18 protein-coding genes are annotated in these 25,195 nt (G+C 64.4%); 10 read left to right on the forward strand and 8 right to left on the reverse strand.

Annotated features, from left to right (window positions below):
• The first annotated feature begins 58 nt into the window (after positions 1 to 58).
• The 3 genes from KHO49_RS28090 to KHO49_RS28100 all read left to right on the forward strand — a co-directional run bounded on the left by KHO49_RS28090 (position 59) and on the right by KHO49_RS28100 (position 3,826).
• Entirely contained in the window at positions 59 to 1,522 is a 1,464-nt protein-coding gene (locus KHO49_RS28090) for a GntT/GntP/DsdX family permease (protein ID WP_213666261.1), read from the forward strand.
• A gap of 21 nt (positions 1,523 to 1,543) precedes the next feature.
• A complete protein-coding gene (gene otnI / locus KHO49_RS28095) occupies positions 1,544 to 2,341 on the forward strand; it encodes a 2-oxo-tetronate isomerase (RefSeq protein WP_213666262.1) in 798 nt (265 codons plus the stop codon).
• A 417-nt stretch (positions 2,342 to 2,758) separates the two neighbouring features.
• Positions 2,759 to 3,826, forward strand: coding sequence for an alpha/beta fold hydrolase (locus KHO49_RS28100; RefSeq protein ID WP_102879662.1), 1,068 nt, complete (start codon positions 2,759 to 2,761; stop codon positions 3,824 to 3,826).
• Between the two features lie 354 nt (positions 3,827 to 4,180).
• Here KHO49_RS28100 and KHO49_RS28105 read toward each other — a convergent pair whose 3' ends face one another.
• From KHO49_RS28105 to KHO49_RS28120, 4 genes are all read right to left on the reverse strand, one after another.
• Positions 4,181 to 4,993 (reverse strand): DeoR/GlpR family DNA-binding transcription regulator, encoded by an 813-nt coding sequence (locus tag KHO49_RS28105; protein ID WP_102879661.1) that lies wholly within the window; start codon positions 4,991 to 4,993, stop codon positions 4,181 to 4,183.
• A gap of 122 nt (positions 4,994 to 5,115) precedes the next feature.
• On the reverse strand, positions 5,116 to 5,856 hold the full coding sequence (locus KHO49_RS28110; protein ID WP_110651531.1) for a substrate-binding periplasmic protein: 741 nt from the start codon (positions 5,854 to 5,856) through the stop codon (positions 5,116 to 5,118).
• Positions 5,857 to 5,930: 74 nt separating this feature from the next.
• Complete coding sequence (locus tag KHO49_RS28115; RefSeq protein ID WP_213666263.1) at positions 5,931 to 7,514, reverse strand: hypothetical protein; 1,584 nt, start codon at positions 7,512 to 7,514, stop codon at positions 5,931 to 5,933.
• Positions 7,511 to 10,003, reverse strand: coding sequence for a phospholipase D family protein (locus KHO49_RS28120; RefSeq protein WP_110651533.1), 2,493 nt, complete (start codon positions 10,001 to 10,003; stop codon positions 7,511 to 7,513). The genes KHO49_RS28115 and KHO49_RS28120 overlap by 4 nt, the downstream gene beginning before the upstream one ends.
• 209 nt (positions 10,004 to 10,212) lie before the next feature.
• Here KHO49_RS28120 and KHO49_RS28125 point away from each other — a divergent pair, with 209 nt between their 5' ends.
• The 7 genes from KHO49_RS28125 to KHO49_RS28155 all read left to right on the forward strand — a co-directional run bounded on the left by KHO49_RS28125 (position 10,213) and on the right by KHO49_RS28155 (position 18,838).
• Positions 10,213 to 11,244 (forward strand): lysozyme inhibitor LprI family protein, encoded by a 1,032-nt coding sequence (locus tag KHO49_RS28125; RefSeq protein WP_110651534.1) that lies wholly within the window; start codon positions 10,213 to 10,215, stop codon positions 11,242 to 11,244.
• Positions 11,245 to 11,521: 277 nt separating this feature from the next.
• Positions 11,522 to 12,718: an enoyl-ACP reductase FabV gene (gene fabV / locus KHO49_RS28130; RefSeq protein WP_102879659.1), complete on the forward strand. Its 1,197-nt coding sequence runs from the start codon at positions 11,522 to 11,524 to the stop codon at positions 12,716 to 12,718.
• A 276-nt stretch (positions 12,719 to 12,994) separates the two neighbouring features.
• Positions 12,995 to 13,693 carry an AzlC family ABC transporter permease gene (locus KHO49_RS28135; protein WP_110595543.1) on the forward strand — a complete coding sequence of 233 codons (699 nt, stop codon included), beginning with the start codon at positions 12,995 to 12,997 and terminating at the stop codon, positions 13,691 to 13,693.
• Positions 13,693 to 14,004, forward strand: coding sequence for an AzlD domain-containing protein (locus KHO49_RS28140; RefSeq protein ID WP_162884178.1), 312 nt, complete (start codon positions 13,693 to 13,695; stop codon positions 14,002 to 14,004). Before KHO49_RS28135 ends, KHO49_RS28140 begins: the two co-directional genes overlap by 1 nt.
• Positions 14,005 to 14,072: 68 nt before the next feature.
• Entirely contained in the window at positions 14,073 to 15,062 is a 990-nt protein-coding gene (locus tag KHO49_RS28145; RefSeq protein WP_213666264.1) for an SMI1/KNR4 family protein, read from the forward strand.
• Complete coding sequence (gene nudK, locus KHO49_RS28150) at positions 15,059 to 16,030, forward strand: GDP-mannose pyrophosphatase NudK (protein ID WP_213666265.1); 972 nt, start codon at positions 15,059 to 15,061, stop codon at positions 16,028 to 16,030. The genes KHO49_RS28145 and nudK overlap by 4 nt, the downstream gene beginning before the upstream one ends.
• Positions 16,031 to 16,267: 237 nt before the next feature.
• Positions 16,268 to 18,838, forward strand: a complete 2,571-nt coding sequence (locus KHO49_RS28155) for a bifunctional diguanylate cyclase/phosphodiesterase (RefSeq protein WP_213666266.1) — start codon at positions 16,268 to 16,270, stop codon at positions 18,836 to 18,838.
• A 76-nt stretch (positions 18,839 to 18,914) separates the two neighbouring features.
• On the opposite strand, the gene KHO49_RS28160 is transcribed toward KHO49_RS28155, so the two are convergent.
• The 4 genes from KHO49_RS28160 to KHO49_RS28175 are packed head-to-tail and all read right to left on the reverse strand — an operon-like array spanning position 18,915 to position 25,039.
• Positions 18,915 to 20,330 carry an ATP-binding protein gene (locus KHO49_RS28160; RefSeq protein ID WP_213666508.1) on the reverse strand — a complete coding sequence of 472 codons (1,416 nt, stop codon included), beginning with the start codon at positions 20,328 to 20,330 and terminating at the stop codon, positions 18,915 to 18,917.
• On the reverse strand, positions 20,330 to 22,135 hold the full coding sequence (locus KHO49_RS28165) for a DAHL domain-containing sensor histidine kinase (RefSeq protein WP_213666267.1): 1,806 nt from the start codon (positions 22,133 to 22,135) through the stop codon (positions 20,330 to 20,332). The genes KHO49_RS28160 and KHO49_RS28165 overlap by 1 nt, the downstream gene beginning before the upstream one ends.
• Positions 22,132 to 23,127, reverse strand: coding sequence for a cytochrome-c peroxidase (locus KHO49_RS28170; protein WP_170002477.1), 996 nt, complete (start codon positions 23,125 to 23,127; stop codon positions 22,132 to 22,134). Before KHO49_RS28170 ends, KHO49_RS28165 begins: the two co-directional genes overlap by 4 nt.
• Complete coding sequence (locus tag KHO49_RS28175) at positions 23,117 to 25,039, reverse strand: putative bifunctional diguanylate cyclase/phosphodiesterase (protein WP_213666268.1); 1,923 nt, start codon at positions 25,037 to 25,039, stop codon at positions 23,117 to 23,119. The genes KHO49_RS28170 and KHO49_RS28175 overlap by 11 nt, the downstream gene beginning before the upstream one ends.
• Between the last annotated feature and the right edge of the window lie 156 nt (positions 25,040 to 25,195).

Here is a 25,195-nt window from a genome sequence, read left to right on the forward strand (position 1 = left end):
TTACGGGTTCCAGCGTCACCTGCAACACCTGCCAACCACTGGGTGGAGGGCTTGCCCAATGAGCCCGCTGATTCTGATGATCACTGCCGGGGCCGGCATCGCCCTGTTGCTGTTTCTGGTGCTCAAGTACAAGTTCCAGCCCTTTGTCGCGCTGATGCTGGTGAGCATCCTGGTGGCCCTGGTGGCCGGGGTGAAACCGGCGGAGCTGGTGGCCACCATCGAAGGCGGCATGGGCAAGACCCTTGGCCACATCGCCATCATCATTGCCCTGGGCGCCATGATCGGCCGCATCATCGAACTGTCCGGCGGTGCCGAGGCCTTGGCCAAGACCCTGATCGAGCGCTTCGGCAACCGCCGCACGCCCCTGGCCCTGACCATCGCCGGCTTCATCATCGGCGTGCCGGTGTTTTTCGAGGTCGGGGTGATCATCCTCATGCCCCTGGCCTACGGCGTGGCCCGCAGTGCGCGCAAGCCGCTGCTGGTGTTCGCCTTGCCGATGTGTGCCGCCTTGCTCACCGTGCATGCCTTCCTGCCGCCCCATCCGGGCGCGGTGGCGGCGGCCAGCCAACTGGGCGCGGACCTGGGTCGGGTGCTGATGTTCGGCCTGCCGCTGACCGCGCTGCTGTGCTACGTCGGCTACCGCGTGGCCGGGCGCATGACTCGACGCAACTACCCGATGACCGACGATATCCGTGCTGAAGTCTACGGTCCCCACGTCACCAACGAAGACCTGGCGGCCTGGAACAGTGGTGCCGAGCAATCGGCCAGCCCGCAAGCACTGGCGGCCGTGGCCCACATGGGCCTGGAGGAATCCACCGGCACTCTGGCGGCGAAACTGCCACCGGCGCCGCCACCGGGTTTCGGCCTGATCGTCAGCCTGATCCTGCTGCCTATCGTGTTGATCCTGCTGGGCACCCTGGCCACGTCCTTGCTGCCTCTGGAATCCACCCTGCGCGGCGTGTTGACCGTACTGGGGGCACCGCTGGTGGCGCTGCTGCTGGACACCTTGCTGTGTGCCTGGCTGCTGGGTTCGCGCCGCGGCTGGAGCCGCAGCCAGGTCTCCGACGTGATCGGTTCGGCCTTGCCCGGGGTGGCCATGGTGATCCTGATCGCCGGTGCCGGCGGGGTGTTCGGCAAGGTCCTGGTGGACACCGGGATCGGTGCCGTGGTCTCCGACATGCTGCGCACCACCGGCCTGCCGGTCCTGGCCCTGGGCTTTTTGCTGACCATGCTGCTGCGTGCCGTGCAAGGCTCCACCACCGTGGCCCTGGTGACCACGGCGGGCATCATCGCGCCGCTGATCGCCACCCTCGACCTGAGCCCCAACCACATGGCCCTGCTGTGCCTGGCCATGGGCGGTGGCGGGCTGGCCATGTCCCACATCAATGACGCCGGGTACTGGATCTTCACCAAGCTGGCCGGGCTCAACGTCGCCGATGGCCTGCGTACCTGGACCGTGATTACCACTTTGCTCGGCACCTTGGGGTTCTGTATTACCCTGCTGATCTGGCCGTTTGTCTGACCCTTTGTCCCAGGAGTTCCCATGCCTCGTTTTGCTGCCAACCTCAGCATGCTCTACCCGGAACATGCCTTTCTTGAACGTTTCGCCGCCGCAGCGGCAGACGGCTTCACGGCCGTGGAGTACCTGTTTCCCTACGACTACAGCCCCCAGGTGCTCAAGCAGCACCTGGACGACCACGGCCTGCAGCAGGCGCTGTTCAATGCGCCGCCCGGTGACTGGGCGGCGGGGGAGCGGGGCATCGTCTCCCTGCCCGGACGCGAGCAAGAGTTCCGCCAGGGCTTCGACAAGGCCCTGGAGTACGCCGCGGTGCTGGGCAATTCACGGATTCACGTGATGGCCGGTCTGCTGCCGTCGGAACAGGACCGGGCCCGCCATCACGCGGTGTACCTGGAGAACCTGGCCCATGCCACGGCCCAGGCGGCCAAGGTCGGAGTCACCGTGCTGCTGGAGCCGATCAACACCCGTGACATGCCGGGGTTCTTCCTCAATCGCCAGGACCAGGCCCAGGCCATCTGCAAGGAAGTCGGTGCGGCCAACCTCAAGGTGCAGTTCGACTGCTACCACTGCCAGATCGTCGAAGGCGACCTGGCGGTGAAGCTGCGTCGGGACCTGGCGGGCATCGGCCATATCCAGATCGCCGGGGTGCCGGATCGTCACGAGCCGGACCTTGGCGAGCTGAACTATCCCTACCTGTTCCAACTGCTGGACGAGCTTGGCTATGACGGCTGGGTCGGTTGCGAATACCGCCCCCGCGGCGACACCTCCGCCGGCCTGCAATGGCTGCGCGACTGGCAGGCGCGCCAAGGCTCGGCGGTGTAGCCGCTACTGCAGGTTGCGCAGGAAAAGGTATCTGGGGAACGTCGCGCAAGGCCCTGCGGGCATCGCTTTATGTAGCCGCTGCCGAAGGCTGCGAACGAGCCGCAGGCTCGCAGCGATTCCCCGACCGCCGAGGCCCCTGCGGTGCCTTCGCGCATCGCTTTATGTAGCCGCTGCCGAAGGCTGCGAACGAGCCGCAGGCTCGCAGCGATTCCCCGGCCGCCGAGGCCCCTGCGGGCCTTCGCGCATCGCTTTATGTAGCCGCTGCCGAAGGCTGCGAACGAGCCGCAGGCTCGCAGCGATTCCCCGACCGCCGAGGCCCCTGCGGTGCCTTGCGCAGCCTGCGGCAGCGGCTACAGAGGGTACGAAGGCCACGAACGGCTTGCGATGATTCGTAGCGATAAACACAGGAGTTTTTCCATGCAGCGTCTTGCCTGCCGGGCCGCGCTCGGCCTGATTTTGTCCCTGGGTGGTATGTCCCTGGCCGCGGCCGCGAGCTTGCCGCCGGCCACCGAGGGCGATTGGGTCGCCCCGCAGTTCACTTTCCACAACGGCGAACAGCTCGCCAACCTGAAACTGCACTACATCACCCTGGGCAACCCCAAGCACCCGGCGATCCTCTACCTGCACGGCACCTACCGGCCGGCCAGCGACCTGCTGAGCAAGGATTTTGGTGGCGAGCTGTTCGGCCCGGGGCAGCCTCTGGACGCGAGCAAGTACTACATCATTGCCACCGATGGCATTGGCGTCGGCCAGTCGAGCAAGCCTTCCGATGGCCTGCGCGCGCGGTTTCCCCAGTACAACTACGACGACATGGTCCAGGCCCAGTACCGGTTGGTCACCGAGGGGCTGGGGGTCAAGCACCTGCGCCTGATCATCGGCAACTCCATGGGCGGCATGCAGACCTGGCTCTGGGGCCAGCAATGGCCGCAGATGATGGACGCCCTGGTGCCCATGGCCTCCCAGCCCGGGGAAATGTCCTCGCGCAACTGGATGATGCGCCGGCTGCTGGTGGAGTCGATCAAGCAGGACCCGGCCTGGGACAACGGCAATTACCGGGTCCAACCGCCATCTCTGCGTCTGGCCAATGCGTTGTTCGCCACTGGCACCAGCGGCGGCACCCTGGCCTATCAGGCCCTGGCGCCGACCCGGGCCCAGGCCGACCAGTTGGTGGATGAACGCCTCAAGGCGCCACAGACCGCCGATGCCAACGACTTCATCTACCAGTGGCAGTCTTCGGCGGACTACAACGCCGCGCCGGGGTTAAGCAAGATCCAGGCGCCGGTGTTGGTGATCAACGCCGCGGACGATGAGCGCAATCCACCGGAAACCGGCACCCTGCAAGCGGCGCTCAAGCAAGTGAAAGATGCTCGCCTGCTGTTGATTCCCGCCAGCGCCGAAACTCGCGGGCACGGCACCACCGGCATGGCCCGGTTCTATGCTCGTGAGCTGGGGCAGTTCATGGCCGACACTGAGAGAGCCCACTAGGCTCTGTCCGAACAGTGTTGAGACGAAGGTCAGGCAAGGCGAAAACGGTCGAGGAACGGCCGGGGTCGCGTTCGACTTTACGGGGTGTAAATGAGCCTTCCGATCGGACTCGCGCGCGAGACCGTTTTCCACGCAGCTTCACCGAGTATCAAGGCTTTTCGTACAAAGCCTAGGGAGGGCTGTTCACTCTTTGTGGCGAGGCAGCGTGCTGATGCTGGGTGGCGCAGCCGCCCCAAACCTGGACGGCGCGACCTTTCGGGGATTGAGGGGCATCAGGCATTGCGTCAGCTGCGCAGATGAGCGGGAGCACGTTCCCTGGCCACGGATTGCAGGTGTTGGGGGCTATCGCTGGCCTCAGGATGGTGCCGGCAGCAGCAATTCCACCCCGTGCTTGCGAATGCCGTCCGCCGCTGCGGGGGCCAGGGCCGCGTCGCTGATGATGATGTCGAACTGCTCCAGGTCGGCGATCTTGTACATGCCGAAGGTGCCGTACTTGGAGCTGCTGGCCACCAGCACCACCTGGGTCGCCGATTGCATTGCCACCTGCTTGACCTCGACCTTCAACGCCGAGGGCGTGGTGAGGCCCCGGCGCAGGTCCCAGGAACTGGTGGAGATAAAGGCCACGTCCGTGACCACCTGGCGCAGGGTCGCCACTGCCAGCCCGCCAACGCAGGAATGGTTGGAATGGTCCAACTGCCCACCGGTGTGGATCACTGTCACTTGGGGCGCGTCGAGCAACGCCTGGACTACGCCGAAATCGTTGGTGATCACGGTCATGCCCGACAGCGCCTTGATGTAGGGCACGATCTCCAGGGTGCTGGTGCCGGCATCCAGGTACACCGTCATGTCCGCATGCAACAGGCCCGCCGCGAGCTTGGCCATGGCCTGCTTTTGCGGCAGTTCCACCACGGCCTTGGATTGATGGCTGGGCTCACTGTGCAACTGACTGGCGATGCGCACGCCACCGGTCACCGAATGGGCGCGGCCTTCCTGTTCCAGCAGGGCGATATCCCGGCGCACCGTCATGTGCGAGCAGTCGAACATCTCCATCAACTGATGCACGCTGAGTACCTGATGCTTGCGCAACTGGCGCAGGATCTGCTCGCGGCGCTGTTCCGGAATCATCGGGGCGTTGCTGTCAGTGGCGAGGTCCTTGGGACTGGGCATTGGGGCTCCGGATTGGCGGGTCGGCAAAGACAGAAATGGGCTCGTCATAGTAGCGAAACTCGCCGCCGCGGACGAGATTTACTGCCGTTCACGAGTCAGCAAATTCTATCTTGAGGCCGTCGTCAGCAGTTGCTTGAGCAGGCAGTGCGGTCGATATGCCAGCGCTGTTTGAGCCGTTGCAGGCTGCCATCGCGTTTCATCGCCTCCAGGGCCCGCTGCCAGCGGGCGACCCGGGCGGCGTCGACCTTGGGGGAAAAGGCGATGTAGGCGTCCTGGCGCATCAGCGGCATCTGGTAGCTCAACTGATCGAAGGGCATGCCTTCTTCGGCGGCAAAGGTGCTGACGCTCATGGTGTCGGCCACCAGGTATTGCACCCGTCCCAGTTGCAGCAGGCGAATCATGACCTGCGGGCTGTCCACCCCCCACAGATTGTCCAGCCCCTGTTGCTTGAGGTAGCGGTAGACCAGCCACTTGCGCGGTACGGCAATCTGCCCGCGGGTCTGGTGCAGGTCGGTGACCGCGCTGTGGTCGCCAGTGCGGGCGTACAGCGCGGTTTCGGTCTGCATCAGCGGCCCCACCCACTGATAGCGCGACTCGCGCTCGGCCGTGCGCAAAATGGTAAACACCGCGGTGTCTTCGGCCTCGCTGGCATCGCGCAAGGCGCGCAACATTGGCCGTTGCTGGACCTGCACCGGATCACCGGTGCGTTGCGCCAGGGCTTGCACCACCTCCACAGCGAAGCCCGTCATGTGCTCGCCCTGCTGGAAGTGCAGCGGCGGGTGGTTGTCGGTCAGCATGCGCAACTCGCCAGCGTGAGCGGTGAGACTCAACAGCGACAGCATGGTCCCCAGTACCCAGTTCATCGTGTTCCTTGAATAGACAGAAGAGCAAAGCTTAGTACGAGCCCTCACGAGGCGTCGCCAGAAAAAATACGGCGTCATGGGTCGGCACGCTGATAGAGCCGGGTGTTGGTCTCGTCACACTGACGACACTGCAGCAGCCGGCTTTCCGTCATCAAGGCCAGGGTTGAATACAGCCGGTCTTCGGTCAGTCTGGGTTGCCAGGCCTTGTCGGTACCGGACAGCAGGGAAACCAGGCCTTGGTCCTCGAGGCTGATGCGCAGCCTTGGCTTGGCCTCGGTCATGCGCATGGCGGCGATGCCGAAGTGCTGGCTCAGCAGGTTGTTCTCGATCAGGTTGAGGACCAGTTCCGACAGGCTGATCTGTTGTTTGCGCTGCAGTGAGCGAGCCCAGTACTGCAATGACAGCCGCGCCTGGCCCCCCTGGTCCAGATAGGCGCTGTGCCGGGGGCAGGCGCTGAGGTCCTGGGTGATGGCCGCCACCAGAAACAGCAACTGCAAGGCCTCGCCGGCGGCTTGCTCGTCGTGGTTGTCGATGTATTCCTGCAGATGGTCGATGCGCTCGAACAGATCCAGCTCGGCCACTTGCAGCCCCGCCTCCAGCAAGTTCGCGGCCTGCGGGGACAAGGCCCGGTAGTGTTCCAGGACCGCTTGCACCGAACTCTCGGCCCGCAGTGGGATGCAGTCCAGGGACAGCAGTCGGTCGCGCAGTGCCTCACTGCTGTGCAGGCCCTGGGCGATATGCAGTTCCATCCAGCCGAACAGGCTTTCAAAGGCCAGGCGCTGGGCCTGGCGCAATTGCAGGACTCGCCACAGTGCCTGGGTCGGGGCCAGTCCGGCCACCTGCTCGGCCGGGAAGTCGGACAGGGGCAGCAGCGCCATGGCCCGGCGCAGCACCGGCAGGCTGGTTTCGCTGCCCAGCACCTGCAACGTGGCGCGGATCAGGTTGATGGAACATTCGCGGTGGCTGGCCCTGGGGTTTTTCGCCGTTCCCGCAGGTGGGTAGAACTCGTCGCGAAAAATCTGCGCTTCCTGGCGGGTTGGCCAATTGCGCCCCCACTTCATATGCACGGCGCCGGCCTGCTCGACACTGCCCTGCAGGTCTTCGACGCAGATCAGCCACGGATAGAGCGCCAGCGTACGCAAACCTTTATCCAGGGCCCGGGCCAGTGCTTCACCCGCTTCGGTGACGCCGTAGGTGCCGTCGGGTTGCGGCCAGGCCAGGCCCAGGCCGGTGTCAGGCTTGAACGAGGGGCCGTACTGCACCGCATCGAACCAGCTGGGGCCGCGATGCCAGGCCTTGAAGTCCAGGGGGAAAGGGCCTTTGCCGGGCGGGCTGTACTGGCGATTGCCGGCCATGTAGGCACCGTCACCGACCAACTGATGGCTCCAGCCGAACAGCACCTCGATCTTTTCCCTGAAGCGTTGGAAGCGCTGACCCGCGGGCAGTTCGCCCGAGTAGGTCTGGTTGTGCTGATTGAAGATCCACACCGCCCAGCACATCACCGAATACGGGCGAATCCATTGGGTACCGTTGTTGATCCCGGGCATGAACTGGTCCATCAGTTCCAGGTTGGCCTGTCGCAGTCCGAGGTAATCCACGCCGCCGCTCTCACGCACGGACGGGGAGACGAAAAAGGCACGTTGTGGCAATGGGTTCATGGTTCGAGTGACACCATCAGGGCCTGGCAATACTGGCATTGGTTGATGCGGCGTTGTTTCAGGCGAGCAAGGGCTTCGCGCTCCACCGGGGCGTAGCACTGGCGGGTGTTGGGACAACTGCGGATGGTGCGGTGGTTGACCCGGTAGTAACCCGGCCGGGAGCTGTTGGGGGAGTGGATGTGTTGCAGCGCGGTGATCTCTTGCGCAGTGAAACGATCCGCCGGCAGGCGTTGCTGGCGGGCCTGTTGACGATCTTCGATGTAGCTGCTGAGCAACGCCCGCAAGGTGCTGGTGTGTTGCACCGCGTCCAGGGCTTCCAGGGCCTCGGCCACCCCGTGGTCCACCAGCCGTTGCGCAGGTTCCTGGTTGAACCAGCGTTGCGCCAGGTGCCGGGCCTGGACGAAGTCCACGGGCCCCTGGCCGTAGCGTTCCAGGTACTCATGCAGGGTGGTGGCGTCCAGCGTCCCCAGGGTTGTGCGAGAGGCCAGCCTGCCCGGCAGCGCCAGGGTGGCGGCCAGGCCGTAGACCGCTTCGTCCACCAGTGGGCGATCTTCGGCGGCCAGTTGGGCATGGTCGACGCAGTTGAGCCAGCGCTGGGCAAAATCCCGGGCATTGGCCGGCAGGTGCAGGCGACGCAGATAGAAGTCCAGGGCGACATGGCACCAGACATACAGCAGCTGGGCTTTCTTGCGGCTGCTCAGGCCCTTGAGGTTGACCAGACTCTGCAGGGGCTGGTTGAACTCGTTGATCAGGTTGGGAGAGGGCAGCGATTCGAGGTTGTGGTCCGACGCCGGATCGAAGTCGCCGTCTTCTCGACCATCGTCCAGCTCGATGATAGGTGCCGCATCACCGTGCCCCACGGGTCCTTGCCCGGGGTTGGCGTGGTGCAGCAAGCCTGCGATGGCCTGGAGCAACGCCCAACTGCCGTCGCGGCCGGTAGCGGCTTTGGCCACGCTCGGCAGCCAGTGGCGAGGGCGCTGGGGCGGCTGTAGCGCAGGCGGCTCGGTGCCGCCTGGCGGGTTGACGGGCGTCGTGGCGGGCTCAGTGCGCAGCGGAGCATCGGGCTCTTCGGGCAGTTGTTGCGCGTGCAGCACCAGGCAGTTGAGCAGGATCTGCAGGTCGCCCTGGGCTTGGTTGCCCCCCAGCAGTCGGCCCAGAGCCCCGCACAGGCTGCGAATCGGCAGGGGCATGCTCAGGTAGGCGTCAATGCAGACCCAGCCTCGGGCACTTTGTGTCGCGCGCTCCAAGCGAAGTTGCAGCCCCTCGTCCAGTCTGGAGTCCAGGGGCCGCTGTAGCGGCCAGACGAAGCCGCCTTGCGCGGTCAGTTGCAGTGGCGCCGTTTCGAGGACTTCTTCGGCGCACTCCAGGATCGCCAGCCATTCTCCGGCCAGCGCTTGCTGACCGATCAGCCGGCCTTCCAGCTGCTGTTCTTCGTTGAGGCGTGCATAGACGCACAGGGTCGCCTCCTGGTCCTGGCGCTCGAAGGCGTCCGCTTCATAGCGCGGTGCTTCGACGGGCTCCCAGCACTCGTCCGTGGCGCTGTCGAGCTTGCGCAGCACCGCCACTTCCACGTTGTCGGTGCTGTCCATGGAGGTCCGGGTGGCATTCACGCTGCCGGTCAGGGTCCAGCTGCCGGCGCCGCGCAACTCCAGCCACTTGGCGTGCAGCCGTCGCTGGTTGTGTTCGACCTTGGGCGTCACCCAGTCGATCTCGACTGGCCAGTCCCTGGTCTGCTCCAGGGGAAAGGAGCAGACGCCGTTGCCTGGAACCCCCACGGTGAGCCGAGGGATGCTCAAGGTCTTGAGCAGATGGCCCAGGGACTGTCCATCACGGCTGTGGAAGGGCGAAAGCAGCAGCAGGCTGTGCCAGCGCCGGCCTGCGGCGCGCTCGATCAATTGCTCGGTGATGGCGGTGTCCAGGGAATGCAGCAGTTCCACCGGCTGCGGTGGCGCCTGATCATGAAACTGCTGGCTGAGGGCCCGGGCCCGTTGAATGAAGGGCAAGAGGGCGCTGTCGTCGGCGATCTGCAGGTGCGGCCGGGTGCAGAGATTTTCCAGGAAGTCGGCGAAGTCGGCGAAAGCCCCCGGCTGCTCCCCGGCGCTGAGGACTTCCAGTACCTCGACATTGCCGCCGTGGCCGCCAAAGGTCAGGTTGCCGCTACCGACCATCAGCAGGTCCTGATCTTCGCCGCGCAGGTAGGTGATCTTCGGGTGGAAAATGCCGTCTTTGACCCGGACCGGAATCAAGGCGTAGTCCTTGCCTACATGCCGCGCCCGCAATTCCATCATCGAGGCGCGGTAACCCTGGATATCCACCAGCAGGGTGACTTTTTCACAGCCGGCTTTGCGCAGTCGAGGCAGCACGTAGCTTTCGAAGTAGGTCAGGCTCAGGGCATAGGTGGTGAACAGGGCCTCTTTCCACGGGCCGTTTTCGATGAAGTGCAGTGGCGACGGTCCGTTCGGGCCTGGGGGGTTCGGGGGGGACGCCATTGTGTTCTCCAGTCCATGGGGCGAGGCTCAAGTCGGTGGCTGATTATCGGGCAACGCAGCGCTGTTGCAAGTGTCGGTGATGTCACAGTGCTTGCATGGGGGCATGAGGCCGGGAAGGAGGGGGCAGAGGGATTTTTTTCATGAATGCTGCGTGAGTAAGAAGTCGACGCAGGTATTCTTGCAAAGCCCTTTTTGAATGGAATCGAACCATGTCCGCCTCCCTTGTACGTCCACTGCGGGCCAGTGGCTTGCTGCTCGCTGTCCTGGCCTGTGCCACCGCGACCCAGGCCAGCAGCTTCGACTGCGCCAAGGCCGCCAGTGCCAGTGAGAAGGCCATCTGCGCCGACCCCTATACCGCCGGGCTGGACAGCCAGCTGGGCAAGGCCTGGACGGCGACCCTGGCCGAGGCCAAGGACCCCAAGGCGCTGCGCCTGGGGCAGCGTGAATGGCTCAAGCAGCGCGACCAGTGTCAGGCCGACCTGGGCTGTCTGCGCAGCCAATACCTGAGCCGGCTGATGGTGCTGCGCTATGTGAATATTGCGTTCAACTGGCAGGGCACCTGGCAGCGGGTCTCGGTCAGCCCGTTCTACGGCGGTGAGCTGGTGATCCGGCGCAGCGGCGAAGATCGTCTGAGCTTCGACCTGTCGGCCATGGGCGGCGCCAATTCCGGTGCGCTGGCGGGCAAGCTGCAGCTCAAGGACGGTGAAGCCCGCTACAGCGTCGAGGGCTGCCAGCTGCGCTTGACCCCGCGCAACGGCCTGTTGCAGGTGACCCAGGAGGGCGACTCTTATGCCTGCGGCGCCGGTTCGGGGGTGTATTACGACGGGCTCTATGTGGCCTCCCGGCAAATCCTGGAGCACCAGTACGATTTGCTCTCCACCGCCCTGGTGCGTACCGAGGAAGAAGATCTGCGCGCCCGCAAGCTGCTGCAAAAGGATTACCAGACCCTGCTCGACAGCGGCTCAGTGTTCTCCCAGGACACCTCGGCTGAGCTCAAGGGCGCCGAGGTCACCGATATGTGGCTGCAAGGGTTGGCTAATACCAATGCGGCGATTTTCGTGCGCGGTGCCAAGGGCGAGTTGTGGGTCGCGCTGCTGGCAGTGGTGGGCCCTACCGATGAAGTGCGGGTGCACTACTACACCACCGAGCCTGAGTGGAAGCAGCGCCTGCCGGACGTGGTACAGCGCTGGTACGAGGCGCGCAGCCAGGGCCAGCAACTGCCGCTGGACATGATGCCCTGAAGCACAGGCGGGCCGGACTTCATCATCTGTTGATGAACGTGGCGGCAGAAATTTCGCCGGGTGGATGCTGAAGCCGGCCGGTGCAGCTGCTAGAGTCTCGGCCCGGGCCGCCTGGATATCGCCCCGAGGGTGCCGGCACAGGGGCGCCAAGCCTTGGCCTGCCGGACAAATTCCATCAGTTGGTGACGCGAAGCCATTGTGAGCGTCTACGACCTTAGCAAGTGACACTGCCGCCGCCGTTACCGGCGCCTGGCACATTGAAATTGGGAGATTGTAAATGGTCATCAAACCCCGCGTTCGCGGCTTTATCTGTGTGACGACCCATCCAGTGGGTTGCGAAGCCAACGTCAAGCAGCAGATCGATTACGTCACCCAGCAGGGCGCCATCGACGCAGGGCCTAAGAACGTGCTGGTCCTCGGCGCATCCACCGGTTACGGCCTGGCCGCGCGGATCACCGCGGCCTTCGGTTGCGGCGCCAACACCCTGGGGGTGTTCTTCGAGCGCGGCAGCGTTGACGGCAAACTGGGCACTGCCGGCTGGTACAACACCGCGGCGTTCCACAAGTTCGCCGAAGAAAAGGGCCTGTACGCCAAGAGCATCAACGGCGACGCCTTCTCCGACGCGGTCAAGGCCGAAACCATCGAAACCATCAAGCGCGACCTGGGCAAGATCGACCTGGTGGTCTACAGCCTGGCGGCGCCGCGCCGCACCCACCCCAAGACCGGTGAAGTGCTGAGCTCGACCCTCAAGCCCCTGGGCAAGTCCGTGACCCTGCGCGGTGTCGACACCGACAAGGAAATCGTCAAGGAAACCACCCTGCAGCCGGCGACCCAGGAAGAGATCGACGGCACCGTGGCAGTGATGGGCGGCGAAGACTGGCAGATGTGGATCGACGCGTTGCACGAAGCCGGTGTGCTGGCCGAAGGCGCGAAAACCACCGCCTTCACCTACCTGGGCGAGAAGCTGACCCACGACATCTACTGGAACGGCTCCATTGGCGAAGCCAAGAAGGACCTGGACCAGAAAGTCATCGGCATGCGCCAGCAACTGGCCGAGCTGGGCGGCGACGCTCGGGTGTCGGTGCTCAAGGCCGTGGTCACCCAGGCCAGCTCGGCGATCCCGATCATGCCGCTGTACCTGTCGCTGCTGTTCAAGGTGATGAAAGAGCAGGGCAGCCACGAAGGTTGCATCGAGCAGGTCTACGGCCTGTACAAGGACAGCCTGTACAACAGCGAGCCGGTGATCGACCAGGAAGGCCGCCTGCGTGCCGACTACAAGGAGCTGCAACCGCAGGTCCAGGACCGGGTCAAGCAACTGTGGGACCAGGTGACCAGCGAGAACCTCTACGAGATGACCGATTTCGTCGGTTACAAGCAAGAGTTCCTGCGCCTGTTCGGTTTCGAGATCGAAGGGGTCGACTACGAAGCCGACGTCGATCCGGACGTGAAGATCAGCAACCTGATCCAGCTGTAATCCGCGTCTAGCGTCAGCCAGCGCCCCTCCTTCGTGAGGGGCGTTGTCGTTTCTGCCCCCGTATTTCATCGAGGAGCCGGCTTGCCGGCGAAGAGGCCCGCACGTCTTGTGCTGGTCTTGGAGACGCCTTCGCTGGCAAGCCAGCTCCTACAGGTAGGTTCTGCTGTCGTGTAGGAGCCGGCTCCTACGGGGGTGGGGCAATTGCGCAAGATTGTTCAAGCCAGGGGGCGTCGGCAGATGGCACAGTCAGCGTCCGTTATCTGTGTGCAGGGTGTCATGTCCAGCGTTCTCTTACCTCGTGCCGCCTTTATCCGCGGCGCCATCGCCATCGTGCCGCTGTCCCTGGCCACCGCGCCTTGGGGGCTGCTGGCCGGTTCCATGGCCATCGAAGCCAATCTCACGCCGCTGCAGGGCCAGGGGCTGTCGAGCATCGTCTTTGCCGGCGCCGCGCAACTGGTGGCCATCGGCATGCTCAAGGGCGGGGCAGGGATCTTCTCGATCCTGCTGACCACCTTGCTGCTCACCTCCCAGCACTTGCTCTATGGCATGAGCCTGCGCTCGGTGATCTCGCCCTTGCCCGGGCGCTGGCGGGTGGGCCTGGGCTTTCTGCTCACCGATGAGCTGTTCGCCTTGACCAGCGCCCACGACAAGCAGCAGTTCGACCGCTGGTACGCCCTGGGCGTGGGCCTGACCTTTTATGTGGCCTGGAACCTGTTCACCCTGCTGGGCATCGTGCTGGGCAAGAGCATTCCGGGCCTGGAGCACCTGGGCCTGGACTTTTCCATCGCCGCCACCTTCATCGCCCTGATCACGCCGCTGGTGCGCAATGTGCCCACCGTGGTCTGTGTCGCAGTGTCGCTGTTCTGCTCGGTGCTGTTCAGTTACTGGCAGTGGGGCTCGGCGCTGGTGTTGTCGGGCCTGGCGGGGATGGCCGCGGGTTTTGTCTGCAACAAACTGTATCGGGGGCAAGCATGATGGTCTGGGCAGTCATCTTCGGCATGGGCCTGTTGGTCTTTCTCAATCGCTATGTGTTTCTCGAACCGCGCCTGCCGCTGCGCCTGAGCAGCAATGCCCGGCAGTTCCTCGGCTTTGCGGTGCCGGGCATGCTCACCGCCATCTGCGGGCCGATCGTGTTCATGCCCGATCACCAGTTGAACCTGCACTGGGACAATCCCTACCTGCTGAGCTCCCTGGTGGCCATTGCGCTGGTGATCTACACCCGCAACACCCTGGTCAGCATGTTGCTGAGCATGGGGTTCTTTTTCTTTCTGCGCTGGTGGCTCTGAGGGCCATTTGCGCTAGCCTGTGCCGCTTTCGGCGCAGGCCGACCTTTAAATCGCAACGGATGCATCGGATGAGCGACTTCCCCCACGATATCGACCTGGACGCGTTCTGGGACAGGGCCACCCACTGCAAGATCAACCAGGCACCGGCCAGCGCCGCCATGATCGCCGAGCTGCAAGCCGAGCTGGGCTATCGCCTGCCGCCGTCCTATGTGGCGTTCATGAATCGCTACAACGGCGGGCGCCCGCACCTGTGCTGTTGCCCCACCGAACAAGGCACCTCCTGGGCTGAGGACCACTGCGCGATCGACAGCTTCCTGAGCATTGGCCGCGACACCGCCTATTCGTTGGGCGGCAGCCTGGGCAGTCGTTTCAAAATCGAGAAATGGGGTTACCCGGACCTCGGGGTGTACATCTGCAATTGCCCGTCTGCCGGGCACGACATGGTGGCTCTGGACTACCGCGAATGCGGCCCCGAGGGCGAGCCGCGGGTGGTGCACGTGGACCAGGAACGCGACTACGCAGTGACCGTGCTGGCGCCGAACTTCGAGGCCTTTATCCGCGCTCTGGTGTCCCCCGAGGTCTACGACACCTCGGAGCAGGATTACCTGGACGATCTGGACAAGGTCGCCAGCGCGCCGTTCTCAGCGCTGCTGGAGGAGTTGCTCGAACAGTTCCACGAAGTGCCCGACCTGGGGCCGCTGATCCGCCAGATCGCCTTGCGCATCGTCCATGAAAAACGCTACTTCGCGCTGCATGCCGATCCGCTGTCGCAACTGCTGTATGACCTGCAGTTCTGGCTGTACCGCAACTGCTATCCGGTCAACGACGAAGAGTCGTACCTGCAGGTCTACTGCGACATGATCGCCTTCGCCAAGGGCTTCGGCACCGGTGGCTACGCCCCGGACTTCATCCGCGACTGGTTTCGGGCACGGCTGGCCGGCGGCCAAATGCGCCAGGCGGCGGACGGGTTGGTCTTGACGCCAGCCTATCGCGCGCAGTTGCTGGAACAACTCTCGGGGTTTCGCCCCTTCAGCCCAGACTCTCAGGAGCAGCCATGAGCGAGGCATCGATTCGCATCACCGCCGAACAGACCCTTTCTGATAATTGGTACGTGCTGAAGAAGTACAGCTTCGAGCTGCGTCGCCGCGACGGCAGCTGGCAGGCCCAGGACCGTGAGGTCTATGACCGGGGCAATGGCGCGACCATCCTGCTGTACAACCTCAAGCGGCGCACGGTGCTGCTGACCCGGCAGTTCCGCATGCCGGCTTTCGTCAACGACCACCACGGCTACCTGATCGAGACCGCTGCCGGCCTGCTGGACAACGTCAGCCCGGAGGTGCGCATCCGTCAGGAAGCGCAGGAGGAAACCGGTTGCCGGGTAGGCGAGGTGCAGAAGGTTTTCGAGGCCTTCATGAGCCCGGGTTCAGTGACCGAGCGGGTGCATTTCTTCATCGGTCATTACCAGGCCGAGGACCGCATCGATGAAGGCGGCGGACTGGAGCACGAAGGCGAGGACATCGAGGTCCTGGAGCTGGACATCGACCAGGCCCTGGGCATGATCGACAGCGGCGAAATCGTCGACGGCAAGACCATCATGCTCCTGCAATACCTGCAGCTGCATGTGCTCAAGCCGCGCAGCCTGATGGTGCTGGTGGCCGGCCCGTACCGTTCTGGCAGCGGCGACGATCCGGCAGTGCTGGCACGCAATGTCGCGGCCATGGAGCAATGCGCCGCCCAGGTGCTGGCGGCCGGGCATTTTCCGGTGCTGGGGGAGTGGGTGGCGTTGCCCATGACCCGGTTGGCGGGGTCCCTGGCGGTGGGCGATGAGATCTACAACGCGCAGTTCCACGCCTATGCCGAACGCTTGCTGGAGCGCTGTGATGCCGTGCTGCGCATCGGCGCGGCCTCGGCGGGCTGCGACGCCATGGTGCGGGTCGCCGAGCGCCTGGGCCTGAGTGTCTATCACCGGGTGGAGCAATTGCCGGCTGTGACGCCGGGCGCGCTCCGGGCTGATTCCGACGACTGATTCAGTGCAGCGCGGGTGGTCGGATCGATCGCCTGCGCTGGCCGTCAGCGCCAGCACCGCACCTGCACCCCACCTTTCAAGAACCCCCTCACCACAGCCGCAGCCTTCGTGCACCCGGCATTTCCAGGCCCCGCGGGAAAATACTGTCTATCGTCAATAGGCAAGCGCGAGCTTCGTCAAGGACTGTGTGGGGCAGGGCCTCACCGGTCGGTTTGTCGCCATGGCGCCTGGAGCATTATGGAAAACCTCGGTCAGGACCCATCTCAAGGACGCAGCACCTCCAATCAGGCGCTGACTCGTGCCACCTTGCTGGGGTGCTCGGGGCTGCTGCTGGCGCTGTTCCTCTTCACCGGCTTGCTGCTGGTGTACATCGCCCTCGACCAGAACCTTTCCGCCGAACAGCACAATCGCCTGGATATCGAAAAGGCCCTGCAATCGCTGGACAGCAATGCCCGCACCACGCTCAAGGACTATGCCCTGTGGGGTGACGCCTACCAGCACCTGCACCTGCAGGTCGACCTCGACTGGGCCTACACCCGGCAGAACTTCGGTCCGACCCTGTACCACGACCTGGGTTTTGACGGCGTGTTCGTGATCAGTCCGGCAGGCCGCACCGTGTACTCCCTGGTGGCTGGGCGATTGGAGTCGATGGATGCCCGGGACTGGCTGGGGGAACAGCTGGCGCCCCTGGTGCAGGAGGTACGTTCGCAAGCCGGCGGCAAGGCCATCAGCCGTTACCATGCCATCGCCGGGACCCCGGCGCTGGTGGTGGCCGACCTGTTGAACCCAGGCAACGACCCGCAAGTGCGTGCCGACAGCGGGCCTCAGTCGGTGCTGATTTTCGTTGCGCGCCTGGAACCGTCGCGATTGTTGGCGCTGGGGCAGGGACTGGGCATCGAACAGTTGCAGGTGGCCGGCCCCGCGCAGGCCGCCGCACTGCCGTCCCTGACCCTGCCCGACGGCGCCGGAGTCCTGCAATGGCAACCGACACGCCCCGGGCATCAGTTGCTGGTACTGGTGATGCCGTTGCTGCTGTTGGCGGGCCTGCTGGCGGGCATCATGGCCGGCTTTCTGTTGCGCCGGGCCGGCGCGGCGGCCCGGGTCATGGACGATCAGGTCCAGGCCCTGCGGGTCAGTCGTAGCGCCTTGCTGGCCAGTGAAGAACGCTTTCGCGACGTCGCCGAAGCAGCGTCCGACTGGATCTGGGAAGTGGACCGGCACTTGTGTTTCACCTACTTGTCCGAGCGTTTCGAGGTGGTCACCGGGCTCTCCCGGGAGTCTGCGCTGGGGCGGCCGATGAACGAGCTGCTGAGCTCCGAGCAGGGGTCGCTGCTCAACTGGCTGGCGGCCCCGGAGCGGCGTTCCCAGGCGATCCTGCAATGCGCTTACCTGGATGGCCACCGGCAGCCGCGGATCTGCCGCCTTTCGGTGCGAGCCATGGCCGCCGGTGGTTATCGGGGCACTGCCAGCGACATCACCGAGGAGGTCGCCGCAAGGCGGCGGATCGAGTACCTGTCCCAGCACGATGCCCTCACCGGACTGGCCAACCGTACGCGCATGCAGGAGTTTCTCGAAGGCAAGCTGTTGGCCCTGCCGACCCTGCAGGAGCCCTTGTTGATGCTCAGCGTCGACCTCGATCGCTTCAAGCCGGTGAACGATCTGCTGGGGCATGCGGCGGGCGACCAGGTGCTGCATGAGGTGTCCCAGCGTCTGGCCCAATGCCTGCGGGGCGAGGATCTGGTGGCCCGGGTCGGGGGCGACGAGTTTGTCCTGGTGGTCCCGGGGCAGGTTGCCCAACCCGAGATCGAAGGCCTGTGCCGGCGCCTGATCGAGCGGATCGAAGAGCCGTTCTACATTGCCGAGCATGAAGTCTTCATCAGTGCCAGCATCGGCATTGCCCGGGCGCCGGTGGATGCCAGCCTGGCGGAGGAGCTGCTGCGTTTTGCCGACATCGCCCTGTATGAGGCCAAGGCGGCGGGGCGCAGTACCTGGCGGTTCTATGCCAGCGACATGAATGTGCGGATCATCGAACGCCGCGGCCTGGAGCGCGACCTGCGCCACGCCATCGAGCAGGATCAGTTGCTGCTGCAGTTCCAGCCACGCTATCGGCTGGCGGACGGACAGCTGGTGGGCGCCGAGGCGGTGGTGCACTGGCGGCATCCTCAGCGTGGGCTGCTGGGGCCCGAGGTGTTCTTACCGATTGCCGAGGACACCGGGCTGATCCTGCCCTTGAGCAACTGGGTGCTGCACGCCGCCTGCCGCGCGGCCCGGGCCTGGCCCGAACGCCTGCTGCTGGCGGTCAACCTGTCGGCCGCCGAGTTCCAGCGCGGGCAACTGGTGGCCAGGATCAGGACCGTCCTGGGTCAGAGCGGGCTGGCGCCCTCGCGGCTGGTGCTGGAAATGACCGACAAGGCGCTGCTGGACGACGGTCGCCAGGTGCTGGAGATCATGCAGGGGCTCAAGGCCCTTGGGGTGCAACTGCTGATGGACGATTTCGGCAGTGGCTACTCGGCATTGCAGTACCTGCGGACCTTTCCCCTGGACGGCCTGAAGATCGACAGCAGCCTGGTGGCGGGACTGGGCGGCAATCAGGCCGGGCATTCGATTGTCCAGGCCATCGTCGATCTGGGGCATGCCTTGAATCTGAAGGTGATTGCCGAAGGTGTGGAAAGCCCGGAGCAGTACCAGGCGCTGCAGGACATTCAGTGCGATCAGGCCCAGGGGCCGCACCTGAGTCCGCCTCTGGACAGCGACGCCTGGGTGAGGCTGTGCACCGAGCTGTCCCAGGCCAGCCGCTTTACCACTTAAGGCGGACCTTGCAGCGCTCGCTGGCCGTTGTGCCGCGCTCGCAATCAGCGCCAGGGACGGGGAGGGCGTGCCCGGCTCAGACCGGGTCCGGACGATGGGGGCCCTGACGGATCGGCAGTTCCACCCGAAAGGTGCTGCCCACCCCCAACTGGCTGCGGACGCTGATTTGCCCGCCGTGTTTCTTGACGATCCCGTAGGACAGCGACAGGCCCAGCCCGGTGCCCTGGCCCACCGGCTTGGTGGTGAAAAAGGGGTCGAAGATCTTCTGCAGGTGCTGCTCGTCGATGCCGCAGCCACTGTCGCTGACTTCCAGCCAGACCCGCTCGCCTGCCACGCCGTTGCTCAGGGTGATGGTGCCGCGCTCGGGGCCTATGGCCTGGGCGGCATTGATCACCAGGTTCATCACCACCTGATTGAGCTGGGAGGGCAGGCACTCGATCTCTGGCAGCGGCTGGTAGTGCTTGATCAGGTCGGCCTTGTACTTGAGTTCGCTGGCGACGATGTTCAGGGTCGAGTCGATGCCCTGCTGCAGGTCCGCCATTTGCCAATGCTGGTCGCTGTCGACCCGGGAGAAATTCTTCAGGTCCTTGACGATCTGCTCGACCCGGCCGATGCCGTCCTTGGACTCCTTGATCAGCAGCGGGATGTCCTCCTGGAGAAAGTCCAGGTCGATGCTTTCGCGCAGGCTTTGCAGGCGCTTGCGCAACTCCGGCGCGGCGATGGCCTCTTCACTCTGGCGATAGGCCGTGAGCAGCTGGCTGATCTGTTCCAGGTAGCCCGCCAGGCTGCCGAGATTGGAGGCGACGAAGCCGATGGGGTTGTTGATCTCGTGGGCGACCCCGGCCGCCAGTTGCCCGAGGGAGGCCAGTTTCTCCGATTGCACCAGCTGGTTTTCCAGTTGCTTGCGCTCGTCGATTTCCTGTTGCAGGGCCGCGCCGGCCTGTCTCAGGTCCTCGGTGCGCTGCTCCACCAGGTCTTCGAGATGGTGCATCTGCAGCAGTGCACGGGCGGTCATCTCCCATTTGCTGGTGAGGGTGCTGGCCATCTGCTGGACTTCGATGTTGTCGAAGGGCTTCTTCAGGATCAGCAGGCGGTTGTGGCCGTGCAGACGCTCCAGCAGGTCCTCCCAGGAGTAGTCGGAATAGGCGGTGCACACCACCACCTGCAGGCGCGGGTCCTCTTGCCAGAGGCGCTCGATGGTCTGGGCTCCGTCCCAGCCCTGGGGCATGCGCATGTCGACGAAGGCCAGGGCATAGGGGCGCTGCTGTTCCAGGGCCTGGCAGACCTTGTTCAAGCCTTCCTGGCCGCCGTAGGCCGAGTCCAGTTCAAAGGGCTGTTGTCGGGGCTTGGCCTGGGCGCCGAACAACTGCGCTTCCAGGTCGTCCAGGCTGTTGGCGTCCGCCGCAGGCGGGGTGAGGATCTTGCGAAAGTCGTCGTGGATCGACGGGGTGTCGTCGATCAGCAGAATTCGCCGGTTGCTCAGATCGTCCATCATTGGCCCTCAGCGCTGATCAGCGGTATGTCCAGGGTAAAGGTCGCTCCCAGCCCCGGCCCGTCACTGTGCACGCTGAGCTGTCCGTCCATTTCCATGGCGGCCAGGGCGCAACTGTGCAGGCCGAAGCCGTGTCCTTCCTTGCGGGTGGTGAAACCGTGGGCAAAGATTCGCGTCAGGTTCTCGGCGGCAATGCCTTCGCCGCGGTCGCGGACTTGAATGCGCAAGGTCCGGTTGTCGATCACATGGGCACTCAGGGTCAGGGTCCGGGAGTGTTCGTCGAGATCGGACATGGCGTACTTGGCGTTGCTGATCAGGTTGATCAGGATCAGCAGCAGGCGGTGCTTGTCGCCCAGGACCGGTGGCACCTGGGTGTAGTCCTTGACCACCGTAACCTGATGCCGGGCCAGGGCGCCGGAGTTCATGCGCAAGGCGTCATCGATCAGTTCGCCGACCTGCAACGGCTCGATCAGCCGCGAGGCCCCGGCGTAGGACTGCTGGGTGGCGACGATTTCCTTGATGTGGTCGACGCTGCGCCCAAGCTGGGCCAGTTCGCTGCTCATGCCCTGTTGCTCGCTGGCAATGGCTTGTACCAGTTGGTTGAGGTAGCCGGGGAGCAGCTTGCCTTTTTCGTCCTCACTGAAAAAATGCCCCAGATCATGTTGATGCTGATTGATCAGTTCCATCGCCTTGCCCAGGCCCTGAGCCTTGCTGGAGCGCAGGGTGCGGCTGAGCATCTCGCTGGAGATGTTCACGCTGTTGAGCACGTTGCCGACGTTGTGCAGGACATTGGTGGCGATTTCCGCCATGCCGGCCTGGCGCGCGGCGTCCAGCAACTCGCTCTGGGCCTCCTTGAGTTCCCGGGTGCGTTCCTCGACCCGCTGCTCCAGGTGTTCATTGGCGCTCTGCAGGGCGGTGTTGACCCGACGGATGACGGCAAAGCTGCTGATCAGGCGGATCGCCAGATAGAGGATCAACAGCACCAGCAGCACCGAGAATGCCAGCAGATACTGGTGGGACTTCTGGTCCTGCAGGTCGGCCTGGAGCTGGTCGTGGTTGAGCAGGCGGGTGATGTCGTCCAGGCGTTCGGCCACCGGGACCGAGGTGAGCCGCTCCAGCAGTTCATTGACCACCGGCTGCTCGCGCAGGATCACGGCGACGTGCTTGCTGAGGATGTCCACCGGTTCTTGCATGGCGGGGGGCAGGCGTTCCTTGTTGACCGTCAGTTTGTTCAGCCCTACCAGGATGTCCGCGGCTTTGTCGCTGCTGGAGATCTGGGCGAACTCCAGGCTGCTGAGCAGCAGGTCGTAGGTGTCGATGGCAAAATTCTGCAGCGCCAGTCGCTGCTGATCATCGAGGTCGGCCAGCCGGCGCTGGATGTCGTCCTCGGCGTAGGGCAGGAATGCCAGGGAGTTGCGCAGCACCGCGTTGTGGGATTTGAACCGTTCCACCAGGCCGGCTTTTTCCTGGAAGGCATTGAGGAACGCCTGGTGACTGGCCTGCCAGGCCGCCGGGTCGCTGTGACCCTGTTGCGAGAGCTGATCGAAGTGCTGCCACACCTGGTTGATCTGCTGCACCGGCTGCACCAGCGGATCGTAGTCGTGGGTAATGGCGATGCGCGCCTTGAGCACTTCGGTTTCCCATTGGGCGTTCAATTGCTTGATCTGGCCGATCAGGTCCCGGGACAGGGCGAAGTTCGGGGATTGGCCGATCATGGTCTTGAAGTAGAGCAACGCCAGCGCCAGGACCAGGCCCAGGGCCACCAGGGTCAGGAGCGTGGAGGGCCAGCGGCGGCGCAACTTCATAGCGGCTTGCCCTGCCATTGCCCGGTGAGGGTCTGGAGAAACTTGACGATCAGGCGGGTGTCCTGGGGGTTGGGGGTACGGCCCAACTGGTACTTGAACATCACCTCCACGGCCTGTTCCAGGGTTTTTGCCGAGCCGTCGTGGAAGTAGGGGGCAGTGACCGCCACATTGCGCAGGCTGGGGACCTTGAACACGTTGCGGTCCTGCTCGTCGCCGGTGATCAGGAAACGCCCCAGGTCGGCGTCGGTGGGGTTGCCCCGGTCGGCAAAGTAGTCATTCATCACGCCGAACTTCTGGAACATGTTGCCGCCGATATTGACCCCTTGATGGCAGGCGATGCAGCCGTAGTCCTTGAACCGCTGGTAGCCGTACTTCTCCTCCTGGCTGAGGATCTCGGTGTTGCCTTGCAGGTACTGGTCGAAGCGCGAGCCGGCACTGAGCAGCGTCCGTTCATAACTGGCCAGGGCGTCCTGCACGTTGGCCGCGGTGATGGCGTCCGGGTACAGCGCGCCGAAGGCCTGGCGGTAGCTGGCGTCGTCATTCAGGGTGCGCAGCAGGTTGGGCCAGTTGTTGCCCATCTCGGTGGGGCTTTGCACCACGTTGTCGATCTGCGCCTGGAGGGTCTCGACGCGACCGTCCCAGAACTGGCGAAAGTTCAGCGCAGCGTTGAACACACTGGGGGTGTTGACCTGGGAGAGCTGGCCCTTGATGCCTTGGGACTTGACCTGTGCGTCGGCCCCACCCTGGTCCAGCCGATGACAGCTGGCGCAAGAGAGGCTGTTGTCCAGGGACAGGCGCGGCTCGTTGAACAGCCGCCTGCCCAGCTCCACCCGCTGGGGATCGAGGGTGGGTACTGCGGGCAGGGGCTTGAGCGGTTCGTCCAGCGGTGCCGGGAAGGCCGGCGGGGCGACAGCGGCCATCGCCCAGAACAGCAGGCCGATGAGGCTGTGCGAGCGGCGTTGGCGTTGTCTGGGCTGCTGTTCAGCGGTCATGGTCGGCTACCTGCTTCTGAGACGCCTGGGCCCGCAGCAGGCGGGCAAAACTGTCGGCCGGCAGGGCCTTGCTGAAGTAATAGCCCTGGCCTTCCTCGCAGCCCTGTTGCTTGAGGAACGCCAGTTGTTCCTGGGTTTCCACCCCTTCGGCGATGATGCTCAGGTTCAGGCTGCGCCCCAGTTGGATAATCGCGCTGACCAGGGCGGCGTCCTTGGGCTCGTGACTCAGGCCATGGATGAAGGACTGGTCGATCTTCAGCACGTCCACCGGGAACTTGCGCAGGTAGCTGAGGCTGGAATAGCCGGTGCCGAAATCGTCTACCGCCAGGCGCACCCCCAGGGCCTTGATGGCTTGCAGGGTGGCGAGGGTGGCTTCGACGTTCTGCATCAGTACCCCTTCGGTGATTTCCAGTTCCAGCAGGGTCGGGTCCAGGGCACTGTCCAGCAGTGCGCGCTGCAACTGCTGGAGCAACTGCGGTTGCCTGAAGTCGCTGGCCGAGAGGTTGACCGACAGGCGGATCGGCGCCAGTCCCGCCTGCTGCCAGGCACGGGACTGGCGGGTAGCTTCGCCCACTACCCACTGACTGATCCGGTTGATCAGGCCACTGTCCTCGGCCACTGGAATGAACTGGGCGGGGCTGATCCAGCCCTGTTGTGGGCTGAACCAGCGAATCAGCGCTTCGGCGCCCACCACCTGGCCCGAGGCCAGGTGGATCTTGGGCTGGTAGTGCAAACTCAACTCCTGGCGCTCCAGGGCCTGGCGGATGCCCGATTCCAGGTGTTGGCGTTCCCGGGCGCGGTGGGTCATGTCCTCGGTAAAGAAACCGTAGCCCCCCGGTGCCTGCTCCTTGCTGTTGCGCATGGCCATTTCGGCCTTCTTGATCAGGCTCAGGGCATCCTGGCCATCCTCGGGGTAGAGGCTGATCCCCAGGCTGGCGGTGACCCGCAGGTCGTGCCCGGCCACATCGTGGGGCTGGCTCACCGTCGCCAGGAGCTTTTCGGCGACGCTACGGACCTGGGGCGGCGGCTCCTGATCATGGAGCAGCACCACGAATTCGTCGGAGCCGTAGCGGAACACCGAGTCCGACTCGCGCATGCCGTGCTGCAGGCTGTGGGCGATCCTCTTGAGCAACTCGTCGCCGGCCGGGTAGCCCAGGGCATTGTTGATCCGCTTGAAACGGTCCAGCCCGAGGAACATCACCGCCAGCTGTTGCCCATAACGCCGGGCCCGAGCCATTGCCTGGCCCAGGCGATCGCCGAGCAAGGCGCTGGAGGGCAACCCGGTGAGGGTATCGTAGTGCAGCAGGTAGGAGACCTTGAGCAGTTCCGCGACCCGTTCCTCGATGGTGCGCTGCAGATCGTCGAGCTTGTGCCGCGCATCCTGGGTCATCTGCCACTTCCAGGTCAGGGCACTGGCCATCTGGCGGATTTCCAGGCTGTCGAAGGGCTTTTTCAGGATCAGCAACTGGTCGCCAAAGGCCAGGCGCTCGGCCATGGTTTCCCAGGAATAGTCCGAATAGGCGGTACACAGCGCGATCTGCAGATCCGGGTCGACCTTCCACAATTGCTCGATGGTTTCCAGGCCGTCCCAGCCCGGCGGCATGCGCATGTCGATGAAGGCCATGGCATAGGGGGTGTCTCGGGCCAGGGCCGACTCGACCATGGCCAGGGCCTCGCGACCCTGGAACGCCGAATCCAGGCTGAACACCTGGAGCGGGCGGGGGGGGACGCTGCCGAACAACTGGTCTTCGACCTGGCTCAGGGCCAGGTTCTGCGAGGGCATGAGGATCTTGTGGAAGTCTTCATGAATGGAGAGGCTGTCATCCACAATCAGCACCCGTCGGTTGACGCTCGCAGATGGTGAGTCCGAGGGGTCTTGCGAACTTGTCTGTGCGTCGCAGCCAGTGTCCATTGACTTTCCCTAGTGTTCTGAGCGCGCGTCCAACGCTGTGAGCATAGTCACTGGAACATGCGCCGTACGAGGTTTTTTCGATTTACATCCCCGGGTGAAAATCAAAAAAATAGCTAGGATTGTCTGGGCTGTAGCGCCGCTGGGCGCTGGCCGGGC

Origin of the sequence: Pseudomonas sp. RC4D1 (assembly GCF_018390395.1) — a bacterium.
GTDB lineage: Bacteria > Pseudomonadota > Gammaproteobacteria > Pseudomonadales > Pseudomonadaceae > Aquipseudomonas > Aquipseudomonas danubii.